The organism is Clostridium tagluense, assembly GCF_003865095.1.
Lineage (GTDB): Bacteria > Bacillota > Clostridia > Clostridiales > Clostridiaceae > Clostridium_AD > Clostridium_AD tagluense.
This window is the reverse complement of sequence record NZ_BHYK01000017.1, coordinates 54,701-73,113: the sequence shown is the minus strand read 5'-3', so window position 1 is coordinate 73,113 and position 18,413 is coordinate 54,701. Positions and strand designations below refer to the sequence as shown.

16 protein-coding genes are annotated in these 18,413 nt (G+C 30.4%); all 16 read right to left on the bottom strand.

Annotated features, from left to right (window positions below; all coding sequences use genetic code 11):
- Positions 1-55 precede the first annotated feature (55 nt).
- The 16 genes from Ctaglu_RS15090 to wecB all read right to left on the bottom strand — a co-directional run bounded on the left by Ctaglu_RS15090 (position 56) and on the right by wecB (position 18,411).
- Positions 56-1,813, bottom strand: a complete 1,758-nt coding sequence (locus Ctaglu_RS15090) for an Eco57I restriction-modification methylase domain-containing protein (RefSeq protein WP_125003142.1) — start codon at positions 1,811-1,813, stop codon at positions 56-58.
- 227 nt (positions 1,814-2,040) lie between these two features.
- On the bottom strand, positions 2,041-3,201 hold the full coding sequence (locus tag Ctaglu_RS15085) for a CD0519/CD1768 family membrane protein (protein ID WP_125003140.1): 1,161 nt from the start codon (positions 3,199-3,201) through the stop codon (positions 2,041-2,043).
- 34 nt (positions 3,202-3,235) lie between these two features.
- Positions 3,236-3,871 carry a cyclodeaminase/cyclohydrolase family protein gene (locus Ctaglu_RS15080; RefSeq protein ID WP_125003138.1) on the bottom strand — a complete coding sequence of 212 codons (636 nt, stop codon included), beginning with the start codon at positions 3,869-3,871 and terminating at the stop codon, positions 3,236-3,238.
- 135 nt (positions 3,872-4,006) lie between these two features.
- Positions 4,007-5,245 carry an imidazolonepropionase gene (hutI, locus tag Ctaglu_RS15075; protein WP_125003210.1) on the bottom strand — a complete coding sequence of 413 codons (1,239 nt, stop codon included), beginning with the start codon at positions 5,243-5,245 and terminating at the stop codon, positions 4,007-4,009.
- 78 nt (positions 5,246-5,323) lie between these two features.
- Complete coding sequence (gene ftcD / locus Ctaglu_RS15070) at positions 5,324-6,220, bottom strand: glutamate formimidoyltransferase (protein ID WP_125003136.1); 897 nt, start codon at positions 6,218-6,220, stop codon at positions 5,324-5,326.
- 50 nt (positions 6,221-6,270) lie between these two features.
- Positions 6,271-7,794 carry a histidine ammonia-lyase gene (gene hutH / locus Ctaglu_RS15065; protein ID WP_125003134.1) on the bottom strand — a complete coding sequence of 508 codons (1,524 nt, stop codon included), beginning with the start codon at positions 7,792-7,794 and terminating at the stop codon, positions 6,271-6,273.
- 191 nt (positions 7,795-7,985) lie between these two features.
- A complete protein-coding gene (locus Ctaglu_RS15060) occupies positions 7,986-8,846 on the bottom strand; it encodes a DMT family transporter (RefSeq protein ID WP_125003132.1) in 861 nt (286 codons plus the stop codon).
- 193 nt (positions 8,847-9,039) lie between these two features.
- A complete protein-coding gene (locus tag Ctaglu_RS15055; RefSeq protein WP_125003130.1) occupies positions 9,040-9,597 on the bottom strand; it encodes a nitroreductase family protein in 558 nt (185 codons plus the stop codon).
- Positions 9,598-9,650: 53 nt separating this feature from the next.
- Positions 9,651-11,204 (bottom strand): murein biosynthesis integral membrane protein MurJ, encoded by a 1,554-nt coding sequence (murJ, locus tag Ctaglu_RS15050; protein ID WP_125003128.1) that lies wholly within the window; start codon positions 11,202-11,204, stop codon positions 9,651-9,653.
- 90 nt (positions 11,205-11,294) lie between these two features.
- Positions 11,295-12,377, bottom strand: a complete 1,083-nt coding sequence (locus Ctaglu_RS15045) for a glycosyltransferase (RefSeq protein WP_267901285.1) — start codon at positions 12,375-12,377, stop codon at positions 11,295-11,297.
- Positions 12,378-12,433: 56 nt separating this feature from the next.
- Positions 12,434-13,153: a WecB/TagA/CpsF family glycosyltransferase gene (locus Ctaglu_RS15040; protein WP_125003123.1), complete on the bottom strand. Its 720-nt coding sequence runs from the start codon at positions 13,151-13,153 to the stop codon at positions 12,434-12,436.
- Positions 13,154-13,246: 93 nt separating this feature from the next.
- The gene (locus tag Ctaglu_RS15035) at positions 13,247-13,900 is read right to left on the bottom strand and encodes a sugar transferase (RefSeq protein ID WP_125003121.1); all 654 of its coding nucleotides are present in this window, start codon (positions 13,898-13,900) and stop codon (positions 13,247-13,249) included.
- Positions 13,901-13,943: 43 nt separating this feature from the next.
- Complete coding sequence (locus Ctaglu_RS15030) at positions 13,944-15,194, bottom strand: O-antigen ligase family protein (RefSeq protein ID WP_125003119.1); 1,251 nt, start codon at positions 15,192-15,194, stop codon at positions 13,944-13,946.
- 28 nt (positions 15,195-15,222) lie between these two features.
- The gene (locus Ctaglu_RS15025) at positions 15,223-16,254 is read right to left on the bottom strand and encodes a glycosyltransferase family 2 protein (protein ID WP_125003117.1); all 1,032 of its coding nucleotides are present in this window, start codon (positions 16,252-16,254) and stop codon (positions 15,223-15,225) included.
- Between the two features lie 25 nt (positions 16,255-16,279).
- Positions 16,280-17,350, bottom strand: coding sequence for a glycosyltransferase family 4 protein (locus Ctaglu_RS15020; RefSeq protein WP_125003115.1), 1,071 nt, complete (start codon positions 17,348-17,350; stop codon positions 16,280-16,282).
- A gap of 11 nt (positions 17,351-17,361) precedes the next feature.
- Positions 17,362-18,411: a non-hydrolyzing UDP-N-acetylglucosamine 2-epimerase gene (gene wecB / locus Ctaglu_RS15015; protein WP_125003113.1), complete on the bottom strand. Its 1,050-nt coding sequence runs from the start codon at positions 18,409-18,411 to the stop codon at positions 17,362-17,364.
- Positions 18,412-18,413 lie beyond the last annotated feature (2 nt).

Genomic DNA, 18,413 nt, shown 5'->3' with positions numbered 1-18,413 from the left:
ATAATAATGTTGTAGCATCGCAGATGATTATTGAATAAAATAAAAGAGAAAAAGATTATACTCCACGTTGTATAATCTTTTTCTCTTCTTCACTAAAGCCAAAATAATCATATAAATAATTCTCGTCTTTACCTACAAAATCTATGGTAACTGGTATACATAATTTCATTAAATTATTTGGATAGTACTCGTAAGCATCATCACCGAGTTTTTTTGCAAAGGTCTTAAAGTAAAATTCATAGATTTTACTATTTAATAAATATAATAAAAAATCATAAGCAAAAGGTACATTTTCTTTTAATATCAATGCATATACATCCGCACTAAAATAACTTCCCTTGTCAAGGGCAAATCTATTACTACTTGCTTTAAAAGGGAAAATTATCTTTTCTGATTCAAATATATTTTGATCTCTACCCCATTGAAGTTCGTACCATTTCCTAATACCTCTTTCGCATTCTCTTCTTTTTAATAGTTTTTCCACATTTTTTTCAATATGAGCTATGGCCCTTGGATACTCATCTGGATTATTAATTAAATCTGAATATATTATGTAACTATCTCTTCTTAAAACGGAATTTTTTTCTATGTAACTGCTCTTAATCCAAGGTTTTATTAAATTTACTTCAATATTCTCATTTAGGTAAGTATCATTACTTACCACAAAAGCTTTGTCACAACCCGTTATTACACCTTGATAACTATTACATATATTACTTAGATGTGTAAAACACTTTTGTTCTATTTTATTTATTATATTTCTCTGCGTCTCATCTATTAAAATCCAGCCCTTGTTATTTAATTTGTTTTTATTAAGGATAAAACTATTATATTTATTATTTCCATTTTTCAGAAATATACTATTGTAAAATTCATTTTTATTTTTACTTTTTACGGATATTGGTTTGATGATTTGAATTTCATTATCCTCATTTTGATAATTTGTTATAAATAAAATCACAGGGTCTATTCCTATATTTTTAAATGGCCTTATGCCATAAAAATCAATAATTTTGTCTATTGTGCATAATTCTTTTAATACCTTCCTTAAATCCTCTCCACTAGGTGATTCTAAAAAGTACCTAGAAGTAATAAAAGTGAGCTTTCCTCCATTTTCAAGGTCTTCTAATGCTTTTTTGAAAAAACAATAGGATAGATCCCCTTTATCACTATACACTTCACTGTATCTAACTTTCAAATGGTCTGCGTATACCTTATCTATAGATTTTTTACCCACATAAGGTGGATTGCCTATGAAAATGTCATATTTATGTTCACTTTCATATAATAAAAAATCCATATTAAAAATATGATTGCATATGCTACCCTTACTTAAATCATATAAATCTATAATAAGAATTTTTGTAGCTATATCATCAATATCAAACCCATATAAATTATGTGTTATTATATGCTCATCAAGACTTTCTAACTTTAAATCCAATCCGTTTTTTTCATTAATTATATTTAAATTATCCACATATAAATTTCTAAGAAGTTTAAAACAACAAATTAATATATTTCCTGTGCCACAAGAAGGGTCCACAATCTTTATATAGGGGTTCTCTACTATCTGCCCCGCTTTTATGGTGTTTTCTATCATATAAGAAGATATGGGTTCTGGAGTGTACACTGTGCCTTTTTCTTTATTGTTTTTAATAAACTCATAATAAGCACTGCCAAAGCTTTTCTGATGTGAAAATTCTATTTCCCTTTTATAGTTTTCTAACGCAGTTATTTTAAACATATCATCTATTGGACTTAAAATAATATTATATAGTTCACATATTTTCTGTTGAAACAAATCTAGCATTTATTATCCCCCATCTATCTGCCTTGAAAGTATATTAAAATTCTTTTAAAGTATATCATAAATGCACACTATGGTGAACTGTATATCCCTTAATTTATTTTCATATGCTTAACAGTAAATAATATCTTCCTTCTGAAATGTCATAAAAAAACTGTGAACTCACAGTTTTTTTACGCTGAGAATTCACAGTTCATTATATTTACCATTAATTATCTATGCTTCTTATTTTATAAAAATATCACATACATTAAATGGGCAGAAATTCCCGCCACAAGTCCACCTATAGTATGACTTAAGATTGCCTTCCCGGTAAGCTTTCTACACTTTAAGCTATCCATCATTGCTACATGTGTGCTTAGGTAACCACTCCAACACATTCCCATAGCTGTAAATACAGCAATTTCATTTCCGCCTATAAGCTTTTGCTTTAATAAATCTGGCACTAAGCTGATAGCAGCTCCTACAGCACCTAGTGATGTAATTGGGAAAGCAATAGCTTCTGCATGTTCAAATCCAAACAGTGGTTTAAGTATAAAAGAGACCTTTTCACCTATCCAAGGTAATACTTTAACACCTTCATTCGCTGCTCCAGTATATAAACCTGTATCAGAGGTTCCATTTGTTAACATAAGAACGGTTGTACAAATTATTAAAACGCCCGGTATTATAGCTAGTCCCATTTCAACTCCTGATTTTCCACCTTCTAGTAAAGCCTCAAGAAGTCTTGCGGTTACACTACCTTCTCTAACCTCTCTGTGAGTTAACATATCAAAATCTACTGTGCCCTCCAACGTGCACATTTCTTCTTTCCCATAAACCTTTTTAGTATGCCCAATCATAAATCTTACACTAACTATACTTCCTATAACCGCAGCAATATTTCCAATTATAGCAGGTGCAATAAAACTTTCACCTATGGTGGATTTTTGACCTATCATAAATGTAGTAACAATAAGGCCCATCCCAAATGATGTACCTAAATTTGTTAGTGCTGGAAGTTGATACTTTTTAAAATACCTTCTAAACCCTTTATCCTGAGCTAAAGTTATAATTGCTGGATTATCAGATAAATAAGTTGTAATAATACCAAGGGCTGCGGCTCCTGGCAAATCATAAAGAGGCTTCATCAATGGGGATAATACCTTATTAATAATTGCTATTACCCCAAACTCTGAAAGCATTGAGGCAATAGCTCCTGCTACAACAGCAATTGCCATTATGTAAAATACTACTTTAATGAGTAAATCGTAAGCTGTATTCATTAAAGTACTAAACATATTTGCAGTTCCCATTTTTTTACCTATTAACATAAAAAATAATATAAATAAAAATAAACATAAAAATCCTTCTAGTCCAATTGCTTTTTTTGTCTTGGTCTTATATTTCATTCAAAACTCCCAAAAATAGTATTTTTTAAAAATATTACATGCTTTCATCTACAACAGATAGTATTTCGTCACGTTTTGTTCTTCCTTGTTTTACTAATTCATTGCATCTTTCAGTAATCTCTTGTTTATAAGTTTCATCTTTTATACTAGAAAGATTTATTTTAACATTTAAAATTGCACTTTCAATGGATGCTTGAAGCATTAAAGCTGACACGCCAGCATCTGAAATTGCATTTTTGTTACCTAACCTGGCTGCTATTTTAACATACTCATATATTTTGTATGATTCTTCTGCAACACTTAGTGGGATTTCTAATGCTTTTTGATATCCTTCTTGGATTTTAGCGCTTCTTATTTTCTTTTCGTCCGCACTTTCCTTTGGAAGTTTAAAAGCTGACATGAGAATTAAAAAAACCTCTGTATCTTTGTTCATTAGATCTAAAAATTTGTCCTTATGTTTAAGGCATTCCTCGAGGTATTTGTCAACAAGCATTTTATCTTCATCGCTATATTCATTGTATGCCTTCTTACCTACAGTTAAATTAAACACCATAGCACCTAAAGCACTGGCCAGCGATGCTCCAAGGGCTGCAACACTTCCACCTCCTGGCGCAGGTGAATTTGAACCTAACTCATTAATAAATTCTCTTACAGTTTTTTCATCTAACATTTTATATTCTCCTTTCTCAAAACACAAATATATAAAGTGTATATTATAGGAATTGGATATTTTTTCAAGGTGTTAATAATGCCTATTACATTATTAATCATTAGTTACCCATTGTCAATGCATGATTAATATTATTTAATTTTTTACAACAATTTTCCCGTTTTTTATTACTGTATCGATAGCATTGGCACCAAAATGATATATTAGATAATTTAAGTTTTTACTATTAAATATAGCGATATCAGCTTTTTTACCTACTTCAATGCTTCCAATTTCACTTTCGCGATTAATGGCACAAGCCGCATTTATTGTCATTGCATTGATAATCTCTTCTGGGAACAGTTTCATTCCAAAGCAAGCAAAAGTCATCACTGTCTGTAATGATTCTGTAGGCGAGGTGCCAGGATTACAATCTGTAGCTAGGGATACAGCCACCCCTTCTTCTATCATTTTTCTAGCTCTAGCAAAATGATTTAACATTAAATAGAAGGAAGTCGATGGTAATAGTACAGCCACCACATCATTTTCTGCTAACGCTTTTATGCCTTCGTCTGAAGCTGCAACTAAATGCTCTGCTGATGTAGCTTTTAGTTCCCCTGCAAGTTCTGCAGCTTTTACTGTTTCAACTTCATCTGCATGGATTTTTATGTTTAACCCAAATTTTTTCCCAGCTGTTAAAATCCGTCTGCATTCTTCTACTGAAAATACGCCTTTCTCACAAAAACAATCAATAAACTCTGCAAGTTTATTTTCGCTTACATATGGAATCATATTATTAATTATTTCTCCAATATAGGCTTCTCTATCGCTTTTGTATTCCTTTGGCAACGCATGTGCTGCCATAAATGTAGATACTACATCTATAGGATGAGTTTCATTTAAAATTTTGTTTACCTCTAAAATTTTAACCTCTGTTTGTAAATCAAGACCATATCCTGATTTGCTTTCAACAGTAGTAGTACCATGCTTAAGCATTATATCAAGCCTTTTTCTACTTTCTTCTACAAGTTGATCTATTTTAATATTTCTAGTGTTTTCAACGGTACTTAGTATTCCCCCACCACTATTCAATATTTCAATATATCCAACTTTATTTAGCTTTAATGGCAATTCATTTTCCCTTGAACCAGCATATACAACATGGGTATGTGGATCTATAAGCCCAGGTGTAACAGTTTTCCCTTCTCCATCAATAACTGTGCACTCACTAGTTAGATATTCTTTGTATCCATCTCCTTCTCCTACAGCTTTTATTTTGTCATTTTCAATGACTAAATAGCCATTTTTTTTAATTTTAGCATCTTTAAATTCTTCACGTTTTTTTCTATAGCTTCCTTCGCAAGTAACTAGGCATCCAATATTTTTTATTATAATATCCAATATACTTTCCTCCATTTTATATAAACTGTAATAACCATGCTATTACAGTTTATATGTAGTAAATTTCAAATTTTATTCCCAAATTCTCTTTTCTAAAATTTGATCCATTGAAAAATTTTCTATTTGTAAATAGTATTCTGCGCATTGAATTAGTGCTTCCATTGGTACTAGTCCAATAACTTCACTTCCGATTACAGGAACACCATAACGTTTTGCTTCCATCTTAACCATTTCAAAAGCTCTATAAACTGCTGTTTTTTCATAATTAACTAAATTCATAGATACTTGAGCTACGTTTCTATCCTCAAGTTTTACGCCCATAGCTTTTACAAATCTTAAACCTCCACCAAGGTTTCTAACAGTTTTAGCAATTTTATCAGCAATTTCAATGTTATCAGTACCTAAATTTACATTAAAAGCTACTAGTGGTACTCTTGCTCCAATTGCAACGCAACCACCCTTTACATTGACTTCAGCTTTTCCGTAATCAGGTGCCCATTTATCTTCTTTGATTTTTTCGAAAAATCCTTCATATTGTCCTTTTCTAACTACAGCTAAATTTTCTCTATGAGGTGCTGATGCTGCCTTTTCATATAGATATACTGGCACATCAAATTTACTAGCTATTTCATTACCCACTCTCTTAGCTAGTGCAACACATTCGTCCATAGTTACCTCACTAATTGGTACAAAAGGAACTACGTCTAGTGCTCCCATTCTAGGATGTGCACCTTGTTGAAGGGTCATATCAATATTTTCATAAACTTTTGCTGCCATGTCTAAAATAACTTGTTCTACTCTTTCTGGTGTTCCAAAGAAAGTAACAACAGTTCTATTATGATCACTATCTGATGAATAATCCAGTAGCTTTATTCCTTCCGCGTTTCTAACTGCATCAACTATTTTTTCAATTACTACTTTATTTCTTCCTTCACTAAAATTAGGTATACATTCAACTATTCTTGCCATTTTATTTTCCCCCTAAAGTTTATTTTTTATTATAATTTAGCTATTGTAATTTAAACTATTACCTTTACCTTTTGTTCTACGCTTTCCACTATTGATCCATCTGCAATTAAATTAGTAACTTTGTCGAGTTCAATATACATAACCACATCTCTTTCAATAAACTGTACTTTTTCTCTAACCACTTTATAAGCTTCCTTTGTACCTACCCCTAAAGTATAGCCTTCTCTAAAGTCTATAGCCTGGCAGGATGCCAAAATCTCAGTTGCTAAAACTCGTTGAACATTTTCAATAATATCTCTGCCTTTTCTAGCTGCTATAGTTCCCATACTTACATGATCTTCTTGATTTGCTGATGAAGGAATAGAGTCAACAGATGCTGGATGTGCTAAAATCTTATTTTCAGACACTAAGGCTGCCGCTGCATATTGAGTTATCATAAATCCTGAATTTAAACCGCCCTCTTTTACTAAAAAAGCTGGTAAATCATTTAGTTGGTAATTAATAAGTCTCTCTAGTCTTCTTTCTGAAATACTAGCCATTTCAGCCATTGCTATTCCTAAAAAGTCAAAACTTATTGCCATAGGTTGTCCATGAAAATTACCTCCAGAGATAACATCCCCTTCTTCTGTAACTATTGGATTATCCGTAACAGAGTTAATTTCAATTTCCACCTTACTTTTAATATACTCTAATGCATCTTTGCTTGCACCATGAACCTGAGGTACACATCTTAGTGAGTAAGCATCTTGTACTCTTATCTCTCCTTGAGAAGTTATAAATGTACTTCCCTCTGTTAGGTTTAAAATGTTTTTAGCAGTTTGCATTTGACCTCTGTGAGGTCTTAAAATATGTATCCTCGGATCAAAAGCATCTCTTATACCTCTAAGTGCTTCTAAACTTAATGCCGCTGCAATGTCACTTATTTTCAATAAATTAATACTATCATATACAGCTAGTGCTCCCACTGCAGTCATAACTTGTGTTCCATTTATAAGTGCCAAACCTTCTTTAGCTGTAAGCTCTACTATTTCTAAGCCTGCCTTTTCCATTGCTATTTTTCCAGGTAAAATTTCGCCATTAAATTCTGCAGAGCCTTCTCCAAGCATTGGCAAAACCATATGAGACAGTGGTGCTAAATCTCCTGAGGCTCCAAGTGATCCCTTTTCAGGAATTACTGGATTTATTCCTTTATTAATCATTTCTATTAATGTTTTTAGTGTACTTAGTCTTATTCCAGAATACCCTTTTGCAAGAGCGTTTGCTCTGAGTAACATTATAGTTTTTACAATTTCATTTGAAAAACTTTTTCCAGTTCCACAAGCATGAGAAATTATTAGATTCTTTTGTAATTTCTTGCAATCTTCTCCAGATATTGTTACATCACTAAATTTACCAAACCCTGTGGTAATACCATAAATAACTTTATTGTTATCTACTATTTCATCTACAATATTTCTAGATTTAATAACCCTTTCTTCTGCCTCTTTAGTTAATTCCACCCTGTATCCTTTTCTTGCAACCTTCACTATTTGCTCTAAAGTAAGATCATTTCCATTAATTTGTATCACTGTCATATATTTTCCCTCCAGCTTTTATAATTTAGTTAGTAGTATTAATATTCTTTATGTACCTCCAATAACCCTCTTTAAAATTCATATTGAATATTACGAATATTGTTAATTCGTTAATGTATTACTAGAGTAAACTGTTACACATTAAGATATAAATCTATCAAAATAGAAACGCAAAGGGTTTAAAACTCTAATTATTCTCTTGTTAATATCACTACAGATGATACAATCATTATACTTCCAATGATAATCCTAGCTGATATAGATTCCCCTAACACTATTATTCCTAGAGTTAATGCAACAATAGGTTCAATAGTACTAAAAATTGAAGCCTTGGAAGGACCTATTATTCTAACACCTTCTAAAAATGCCATTAGTGCTACCGCTGTGGATATTAATGATAATAATAAAATTGCCACAAGCGCATAAAAAGAAATATGCATATCAAAATTTCCAGTAGTGATTGCTGCCATAAACATGAAGGCAGCAGATGCACAGGAGATATAAAAGGTTAAGACATAACTGTTTATAACCCTAAATTCCTTATGAGATGCACCTAACACATACAATGAATACATTACTGCAGCTATACCTGCCAGTATTATCCCTATTAAATTAAAGCTAGCACTTCCTCTATCAATTAAAATATAGATACCTATTGTAGAAATAATTAAGGATATGATTTTTCTAGGATACATTTTTTCCTTATAAAACACATAGGAAAATAAAGTAACTATAGCAGGGTATGTATAGAAAATCATAGTTGCCATTCCAATACTTATATAATTATAAGACATAAATAGACTTGTAGACGTAAATGCAAAGCCGAAAACCCCTATTATTATTACTAAAAATAATTGCTTTCTAGTTATTTTTAAAGATATCCTTTTAGATTTCAAATAATACAAAAGCATAATTGCTGCGAAAAAGAACCTAAGGAATAATGTGGTATATGCATTTGCACCTCCCCTATATGATAACTTTGCAAGGATTGGCATAAATCCAAAGGAAATAGCAGATAAAATAATAAATAAAATTCCTTTTGTTTTTTTCATAGTAATCTCCCTTACGTTCAAATTATATAAATAGCAATTTAATAGCTTCTAAATTGTATCACCTTTATGTAAGTTTTTCATCATTTATGTATAAATAATAGCGCTAAGTTAGTCTTAAATAAATTAAAGACCCTAGCTCTGCATTTGCAGCTATAGGGTCTTTAACTATTACTTTAAATACGTTTATTTTGATTTACTCACGTGCAGTTTTCTCAGAATAAGGATTATCCCAAGAATTCATAAATACAAAATCCTTCATATTTTTTTTATCATTATGCTCTTTACTTTCAACAATTTCTCCAATAGGAGTTATGGCAACTACTTTATAATTTTTTGGAATTGATAATGTGTTTTTAATAAGCTCTTCATTAATTGCAGCAATCCAACAAGTTCCATAGCCCTCATTTGTAGCGGCTAAAACAAAATGTTCCATAGCTATTGCACTGTCCACTAAATAATACTCTTTATTTTCTACTTCACCAGAATTATCTGGATTTGCAACTACAACAGCTGTCATTGGAGCCTCTAGTATTGACTGTGCCGCTGAACTATCCTTATTCATTATAGCTTTAGAAATTTGTTCTAGTTCACTTTTTTCATCAACTAGAATGAATTTGTAAGAAGTCTTATTTTTCCATGAAGGTGACATCATGGCAGCATTAATCATTCTAGCTAATTTTTCTGCATTTATGGGGGTATTCTTAAATTTTTTAATACTTTCTCTTGATTTGACTACATCATAAAATTGCATATACTCACACTCCTTTAATTTTAGTATGTGTAATTATTGCATAATTAATGTAGCTATTTTTTTGCAATTTTTTGCTTGAAAACATCCAATAAATACATAGACTCTTTGATTTTTAAAAGGTTTGTTAAATAAAAATAGAATATCATCCCTAGGATTGAGCATAGAAGTAAAATCATTGCATTAACTATAAAAGTTGGTGCCAAGTGCATTATAAATATTTTTTTAATAAAATATACTACAACGCCCATAATAATAGATGCTATAGATATTTTCCATACCGTTTTAATCATTGAATTAAAATCAATACCTTTAAATTTCTTATTCATTTGAATTAGTAACATCAAAGTAATAACTACAGATGAAATTGATGATGATAATGTAAGTCCTGGTACTGACATATACCTGTACAAAATAGCACTAAGAATAATATTTATTACAACACCAACCACACTATAAATCATTGGTGTTTTAGTGTCCTTTGCAGAGTAAAAGGCTCTATTTAAAATATCTCGAACCCCATAAGCTATCATAGTTGGCGAATAGAATATTAATGCCGTAGAAACTAATTTAACATCACTTATGGTAAATTTACCTCTTAAGAATAATACACTAATTAGTGGTTCTCTTAATATTACTATTGCAAGTGCTGCAGGTATCATAACTAAATTTATTATATTAATTGATTTAACTAAGGATTTTTTATACTCATCATAATTATTTTGAACTATAAAAGTAGAGAGTATTGGATAGACTATCATAGAAACTGCTACAGCAAAAACTTCATAGGTGAGTAATGTTACTTTATTTGCAGCTTCAAGAATTGAAGTAGCTCCTTCATATAAGCTCATGGCAAAAGATCTATTTATAAATAAATTAAATTGCATAGTTGCAGTACTTATTATAATCGGTATCATTAATAAAAAAAGCTTTTGGAGGTCTTTATTTTTTAGATCCACTTCTATTTTATACCTATATCCTAGCTTTTTAAACTTTGGAACATTAATTACGAATTGTACAAAGAAGGCAAGTACTGTTGTAATTGCAAAGCCTGTAAGACCAAATCTATCTACAAATAAGCTCAAATAAATTATATATATTAAGCTTGCAGACCCCGCCATTGCAGCAGGAATAGAAAATTCTTTGTGAGCTTGAAGTGCACCTGCCACAATGCCTTGAAGCGTTAAAAATAGCACTGATAAGAACATTATTCTCAGTATTTTTACGGTTTGCTTAAATATAATTGGGTCCTTTGATAAATTATTCGCAAAAAAATACACTATATAATAAGAACATAATATACCAATCCCCGTAATAATTACAGTTAATATCATGGAAACATTAGTCACATTATTTACAAAGCTATTTCTCTCCTTTAAATCTTTTGTCTCAATATATTCCGTAAGAATTGGTATTAGAGTGGTACTAAGTCCATATCCTAAACTAGTAAATAGAAACACCACACCAAAGCACCATACATATATATCTGTTGCATAAGTAGTTCCAAATTTAGAAAACATTAAGCTATCGCGTACTATAGCTAGTATCTTTCCAATTATTACAAACAGCATTACAATCATTGAACTTTTTAAAACTTTGTTCTCTTTCATCCTACACTCCATTTTTTATAAATTTGTAGATTATCATTCCACAACTCTTTATTATTAATTTTAATAAAAAAAATTATATTAAAAAGCACACTATTTATTTTTTAGTATGCTCTTATAAATTCTAAAATAATTTTCCCAAAACTTTTCTATAGTAAATTCTTTTACAACAATGCTATATAAATTATCACCTTTTGCATTTAAATTATTCACATCTAAATACGCTATTTTCATAGCTTCGTAAATATTTTCATTGCTTTGGTTTTCTATTTTATATCCGCTATTTTCATCTAATATGGACTCTAAGTCTCCTACCTCAGTATAAATCAAAGTCTTTCCTACAATTCCTGATTCTAAAACAGTTAATGGTGGTGCTCCACCCTCACTTAAAGAAGCCAAAACACTAACATTAGAGCAATTTATATAGTCTATGGGATTTATTACATTTCCAGTCATAATAACTTTACTTTCTAGTTTTAATTCCACTATTAACTTCTCTAATTCCAGTCTAAGCTCCCCATCACCAACTAAAAGCAATTTTACATCTTGGAATTCAAGCATTAATTTGCTAAATGCCAGTAGTACTTCCCTATGGTTTTTTATAGGATGCAATCTTGCAACCATAACATATACAAAATCCTTTTGGTTTAATTTTAAATCATTTCGCATATCTTGGGCTGAGGTCACAACAGTAATTTTTTTTATATCTATACCATTGTTTACAACTGCTTTGCTTCCCGCAAACTTTTTTTCTTCTAATAATTTCTTTAAGTTATTTGATACACAAATATAATTATTAAAGCTTTTCAATCCCCTAATACTAAGAGGAGTAAAAATAAAATATTTTACTTTATTATTGAGAAAATCATATCTAAAATCACTGTGAATTACAGCTACTGTAGGCACATTTAATTTTCTTTTTAAAATTAGATGCATTAAAAATGGTTTCGCACCATGGAAATTCACTATATTTATAGAGTTCTGGTTTATATAATGGACTAGTTCCATATTGTTAAGCTTATTTGTAAAAAGTTTAAAGCTAACACCTATAGTTTTAGCTTTTGAGTAAAGTGGACCTTCTCCCACACAACCAATTACGTTTTCAAAATTTTCATTACATTTATTGCATATGTTTAATACGTGGTTTCCACCCCCACCATTATCATTACCAGATATGATATGTAAAACTTTAATGTGGATCCCCTCCTTGTACTCCTCTTTATAGCTTCAAATTATTTGCGTTTATACTTATCCTTTATAACCATTAAAATAAATTTAGGTATAGAAGACAATCTTTTAATTCTAAAGGGCTCTTTAGCAACCCTATATAACCATTCCAGTCCTATACTAATCATCCATTTAGGTGCACGTTTAAGATTACCAGCTATAATGTCAAAACTTCCTCCAACACCCATAAATACACTACAAGGAAGTCTGTCCATATATTTTGCTATGAATAACTCTTGCCTTGGACATCCCATTGCAACAAATAAAATCTTAGGACTCACCTTTTCTATTTCCTGCAATATTTCTTCACAATTGTCTATTTCAAAATATCCATCATGACTGCCTAGAATATTTAACTTTCTATATTTAGTACGCAAATTAATATTGCACATATCTACTGTTTCCTTTGTAGCGCCTAGCAAATATATTCCCTGGTTTTCACTTTCACATTTTTTTACTAAAGAATCCATAAGTTCTATACCAGCAATTTTTTCGCTCACCGGTTGCCCTACAATTTTTGAACATATTACAGTGCTAATCCCGTCTGGAATGATGATAGCATTTTTACTAGTGAAATTATCAAACAATATATTATTTTGTAGTCCATTGCTTAGCACTTCTGGATTTCCTGAAATAATGTGTACTTTTTCAAAATTATTTATACTTCTCAGCAATGATTCCATGTTGTCATTAAAAATTTCATATTGAAAAATTTTTGTTATCATAAAACTCCTCCAATAATCTACATTTTGTAGATTTTCCACAAAAATGCATCATATATAATAAGTGATTAAATCACCGGTAATTTTAGTGAATGATTAATAAGCACCCTCTTTTTTAAATACAGATACCACTGTTAAAAAGAGGATTTTTATGTCTAATGCAAGAGTGAAATCCACAATATATTTCAGATCATAAGAAATAGTTTTTCCTAGTTCAATCTCTCCTCTTCCACTAATTTGCGCAAGTCCAGTAATACCAGGCAGAACTAGAAATCTTTGACGATAGTTTTCTGGATAATAATTAACTACCTCAGGTATTTCAGGTCTAGGCCCTACAAGACTCATTTGTCCAAACAAAACATTAAAAAGTTGTGGAATTTCATCTAAGCTGCTACGCCTTAAAAATTTTCCGAGTTTTGTTATTCTATTGTCTGACTTACTTTGAAATACGAAATTTTCTAAATCATTTGGGTCTATATTAAGTTCTCTTTTACTTTCAGCTTGAACTATCATAGTTCTAAATTTATAAATAGTAAAATCTTTGCCATCCTTACCAACTCTAATTTGTTTAAATAGTGCAGGTCCTTTTGAATCTAATTTTATTGCAATTATTAATGCTAAATATAATGGTGATAAAATTATGATCCCTATTGTGGATAGAATTATATCCATTAGGCGTTTCATAATAAAATGAAGCTTTTTATCATGTATATGTTTTTGTATATCAATTTCAATAGTATTGTTTTGCATATTTACTCCTACCTTTTGCCTTTAATAATATATTAGTATTTTTTTATGAATTTATGTTAGAACTTTCGCTATGCAATAGTGCCTCTGCAGTAGCTAACAAAAACCAAAAAAAAGTTGTCGTTTTAGGTACAAAAAATAAATTATCTGAAAAATTCATAAATAGAAAAGCAACCATACTTGCCATTACACCCATATAAAACGCTCTATTAAACTTATCACTAGCTGTGTTATATAATTTTCTAACTCTAGATAATGCCGTTACTATTATCCCTAAGAAAGAAACTATTCCAACTATACCAAGTTCACTTTGTACTTTCAAATATGAATTGTGAGCTGGATAATGGGTATATGAGTTATAATCCAATCTATACTTTTGAATATAAGTGTCATATTGAGTTACATAGTTTCCGTTTCCAACTCCTAGTATTGGGTGTTCCTTTATCATCATTAGTGCTGTTTTCCAAAGCTTTATCCTTGCCTCATTTTGGGATGAATTATGAATATCTTGAACCCTCTGAAAAACAGAAGGAATTAAAAGAATTAAGACCCCAAAACCTCCAAGGGCAAAAATTATTTTAATGCTATAAAGTAGTGCAAGTACTACTAACCCTAATGCAAAACCTAATAATGCATTTCTAGAATAAGTCATAAGTATATTTGTAAAGACTAATATAGAAAGTAGTAGATAAAAGATTTTTTTGTTTTTATTTTTCTCATAAATACTTAGCATAACAATTGGGAAAATTATCAAAATCAAATAACCAGCATAGGCGTTGGGATGAGAAAGTGTAGAAGATATCTTTATATGTCCTTCAAATAAAAATGCTTTTATATATTTTTCATCTAATCCAATCCTTGTAAAATATTGCACAATACCTATGCTGCAAAGTACAGTGGAGATAAATATATAGCATCTTATTAGAATTTTAATTTGTTTCTTATTATTGAACTCATACTTTATAACAAAATACATAAAGACATAAGATATAAATCTTGCACTTTCAGTTAATGCTAGTGTTTTGTCTACAGCGTAAATTGTAGATGCAAACATTATGGCAAGTAATATGGCCATAAATATACTCAATTTATCTGTGAAGAAATCTATTACTGCATTAATAAAATTTTCTCTACTTTTCTTAGACATTACTAAATTTACAATATATGCAAAGATTAACAACGCTAAAAGTAAATCAGTAAAAGGTATTCCTGCAAGTACAATGTCTTGTGGAATTAATGGTAATAACATAATGTAAGCACAGGTTGTTAAAAATAAAACCTTTTTAGATAAATCCACTTCTCCACCTCATTTCAATTGATAAAAATCATCTTGATGATTTTGTGTTCTTCTCAACAGATTTATTAGATTTCAAAACGTAAAACACTATTAATCCCTCTAAAAATCCTATTCCATAGCTTAAATGTAATATCAAAAATGACAATATCATCTTAGGCGCATTTTTTACTTTCCCACTGTAAGCCTTTAAGGCGAAGGTAATAGCACCTGCTAAATATAGTAATATTTCTGTCGAAAATAAATATCTAACAATCTTAGAAAATGGGCTTAATAAGGTTCCCCCCATTAAACTGAGGACAAATAATAATGGAACTAAGTGTCTTACTGCTGATGGCTTTTTATGTTTTTGAATTACTCTAACTTTCCAAAAACCATACTGAAAATATTGTGTCCAAAGCTTACTAAAAGATCCTCTTGTATAATAATGAGATATTATATCAGGGGCTAGAAGTATCTTATTGCCACTTTTAGTAATTCTAAAATTTAATTCATCATCTTGATTCCGTACAAGCTCTTCATCAAAATATCCTATTTCATCAAATATACTTCTTTTATAAGCTCCAAAAGCAACGGTGTCAACAAGTTGTTCTACATTTGAAAATCTAAACAGTGCGTTTCCTACACCAAATGGTGAGGCCATAGCAAGTGATATAGCCTCTGCCGTACTGTCTTCACTAATGTTTATAATTCTTCCACCCACGCAAGCAATGTCTTCACTTTTTAGTTTTTCTATGCATATTTTTATATAATCCTTATCCATATAGGCATGAGCACCAAAAATTACAATTATTCCGCCTACCGCAGCTTTTATTCCTAAATTCATTGCTGTAGGTGCCACTCTTTTTTCATTAATTACTAATTTTATCTGAGGATATTTAAGGCTATATTCACTTATTATATCCAAAGTACTATCATTTGAACAGCCATCACAAACAAAAATTTCAATATTTTCCATTCCGTAGCTTTGATCTATTATGGATTGTAGACATTTTCCTATGTATTTTTCCTCATTTCTGCAGGGAATAACTACAGATACTTTTACATTTTCTTCACCATTCATTTTATCACTCCTAATTGAGTTTAAACTAATTGTTTTTTAACAAAGCTAAATATTTTTGTTCCACAAGTTGCATGTTCTGATCCCAAATAGCTTTTTTCAATATAACTTCTCTACTTAATCTAGAAGCTTTTTGTTTAAACTCTGAATCATTCAATGCAAGCTCCATAGATATTTTAAGACTTTCAACATCAATTTTTTCTGTAATTAACCCGTTTTTCTTATGATGGATCCACTCTCTATTTGCAGGTATGTCTGAAGCAATAGTTATTATACCTGATGCCATAGCTTCGAGTAGTGTTACAGATGTTGAATCTGAATCTGGTATAGTAATGTGCATATGTGAACAATACAGAAGTTCTATTAAGTCATCTCTATTTACAAATCCTTTAATATCAACATTTTTTTCCACATTCAATTGTTTTACAAGGGCCTTTATATTTTCCATTTCTGGTCCATCATTAGTTATAATTAATTTAAAATTATATTTTTCATTACTTGCAAGTAGCTTTGCAAATGCTTTTACAATTATATCAATATTGGAATTCACATTAACAGTACGCAAGCTTAAAATTTTAATTTCATCAGTGCTTTCTTTTCTATCCTTATAGCACAAAGATTGATCAACTCCCATGGGCACAGTCAATACATCAGTGTTTGTTAACTGATGTATTGCTTCACTCATAAAATTCGAGTCCGATGTAATTAGCTGTGCACTATTTAATGCATATTTTGTAATAGCTTTATATATCTTATTTTTCTTAGGTGCCACAAGTATATCCGTACCCCAGGCTGATACTACTAGAGGCTTTGCCCCAGATAGTGATGCTAAAAACCCATAACTAGTTACAAAATGCGCATTTATTATATCAAAATTCATTTTTTTTATTAGCTTTTTAATTTGCATTGTTGAAAAAACGTACTGCCAATTACCACCGCTAATATTTATATCAAAATTGCCTATTTTGTGTACAATAATATTTTTGTGGATCACATTAGAAAAAGTTATTAAATGTACTTCATGACCCCTCTCATGAAAAAAATCTAACCATCTTCTAATATGAATACTATTACCATCTCCTAAAAAGCAAATCTTCATCTTATCTACCTCTATCCTATAATATCAACAATTTTTTTTACTGCATCACCAAATCCAAAATATCCATTCTTAGGTTCATTACACTTAAATTGCAAAATAGCATCTTTTATTTTCAACTTATCCGCTCCAACAAGTATATTCCATCCATTTTCTACAGTTTCAATCCATTCAGTTTCTTCTCGAAGCGTAATACAAGGCTTGTCAAGAAAAAATGCTTCCTTTTGTACTCCACCACTGTCAGTAACTATCTTTTTACAGTTCTTCTCTAGCATCACCATTTCTAAATAACCAACAGATTGAATAGTTTGAACATTTTTTTCAAAAGACAATCCGTATTCACTTATATACTTTTGAGTTCTAGGATGTAGTGGAAGTATTATTTTTTCTTCACTTTCATTCAATGCTTCTACGATGTTTTTTAATCTATTGAAATCATTAGTATTTTCAGCTCTGTGAATAGTAGCTAATATATATTCTTCTTTATTTAAGTTAAGTATATTCATTATGTTGGTTTTTTTTTCAGCAATTTTATTAAAATGTAATATGGAATCATACATAACATCGCCTACATTATATACATTCTTAACTATTCCCTCTTTACTTAAATTGCTAACAGCAGTTTTTGTAGGTGCAAATAAAATATTTGATATATGATCCGTAAGAATACGATTTTGTTCTTCTGGCATAGTCATATTATAACTTCTAAGGCCAGCCTCTATATGAATAAGTGGTATCAACATTTTACTTGATGCTAGTGCACCAGCTAAAGTAGAATTAGTATCTCCATAAACTAAAACACAATCTGGTTTTTCTTTTTGCAGCACTGATTCAATTTTTATAAGCATATTTCCTGTCTGATACCCATGATTGCCGGAACATATATTTAAATTATAATCCGGTTTTGGGATATCTAATTCTTCAAAAAAAACTTTAGACATGTTATCATCATAATGTTGCCCTGTATGTATTATAATTTCATTATTATTTTTTCTCAAAGCATTAGAAACCATTGATGCTTTGACAAACTGCGGTCTAGCCCCAATTACCGTTAATATTTTCATCT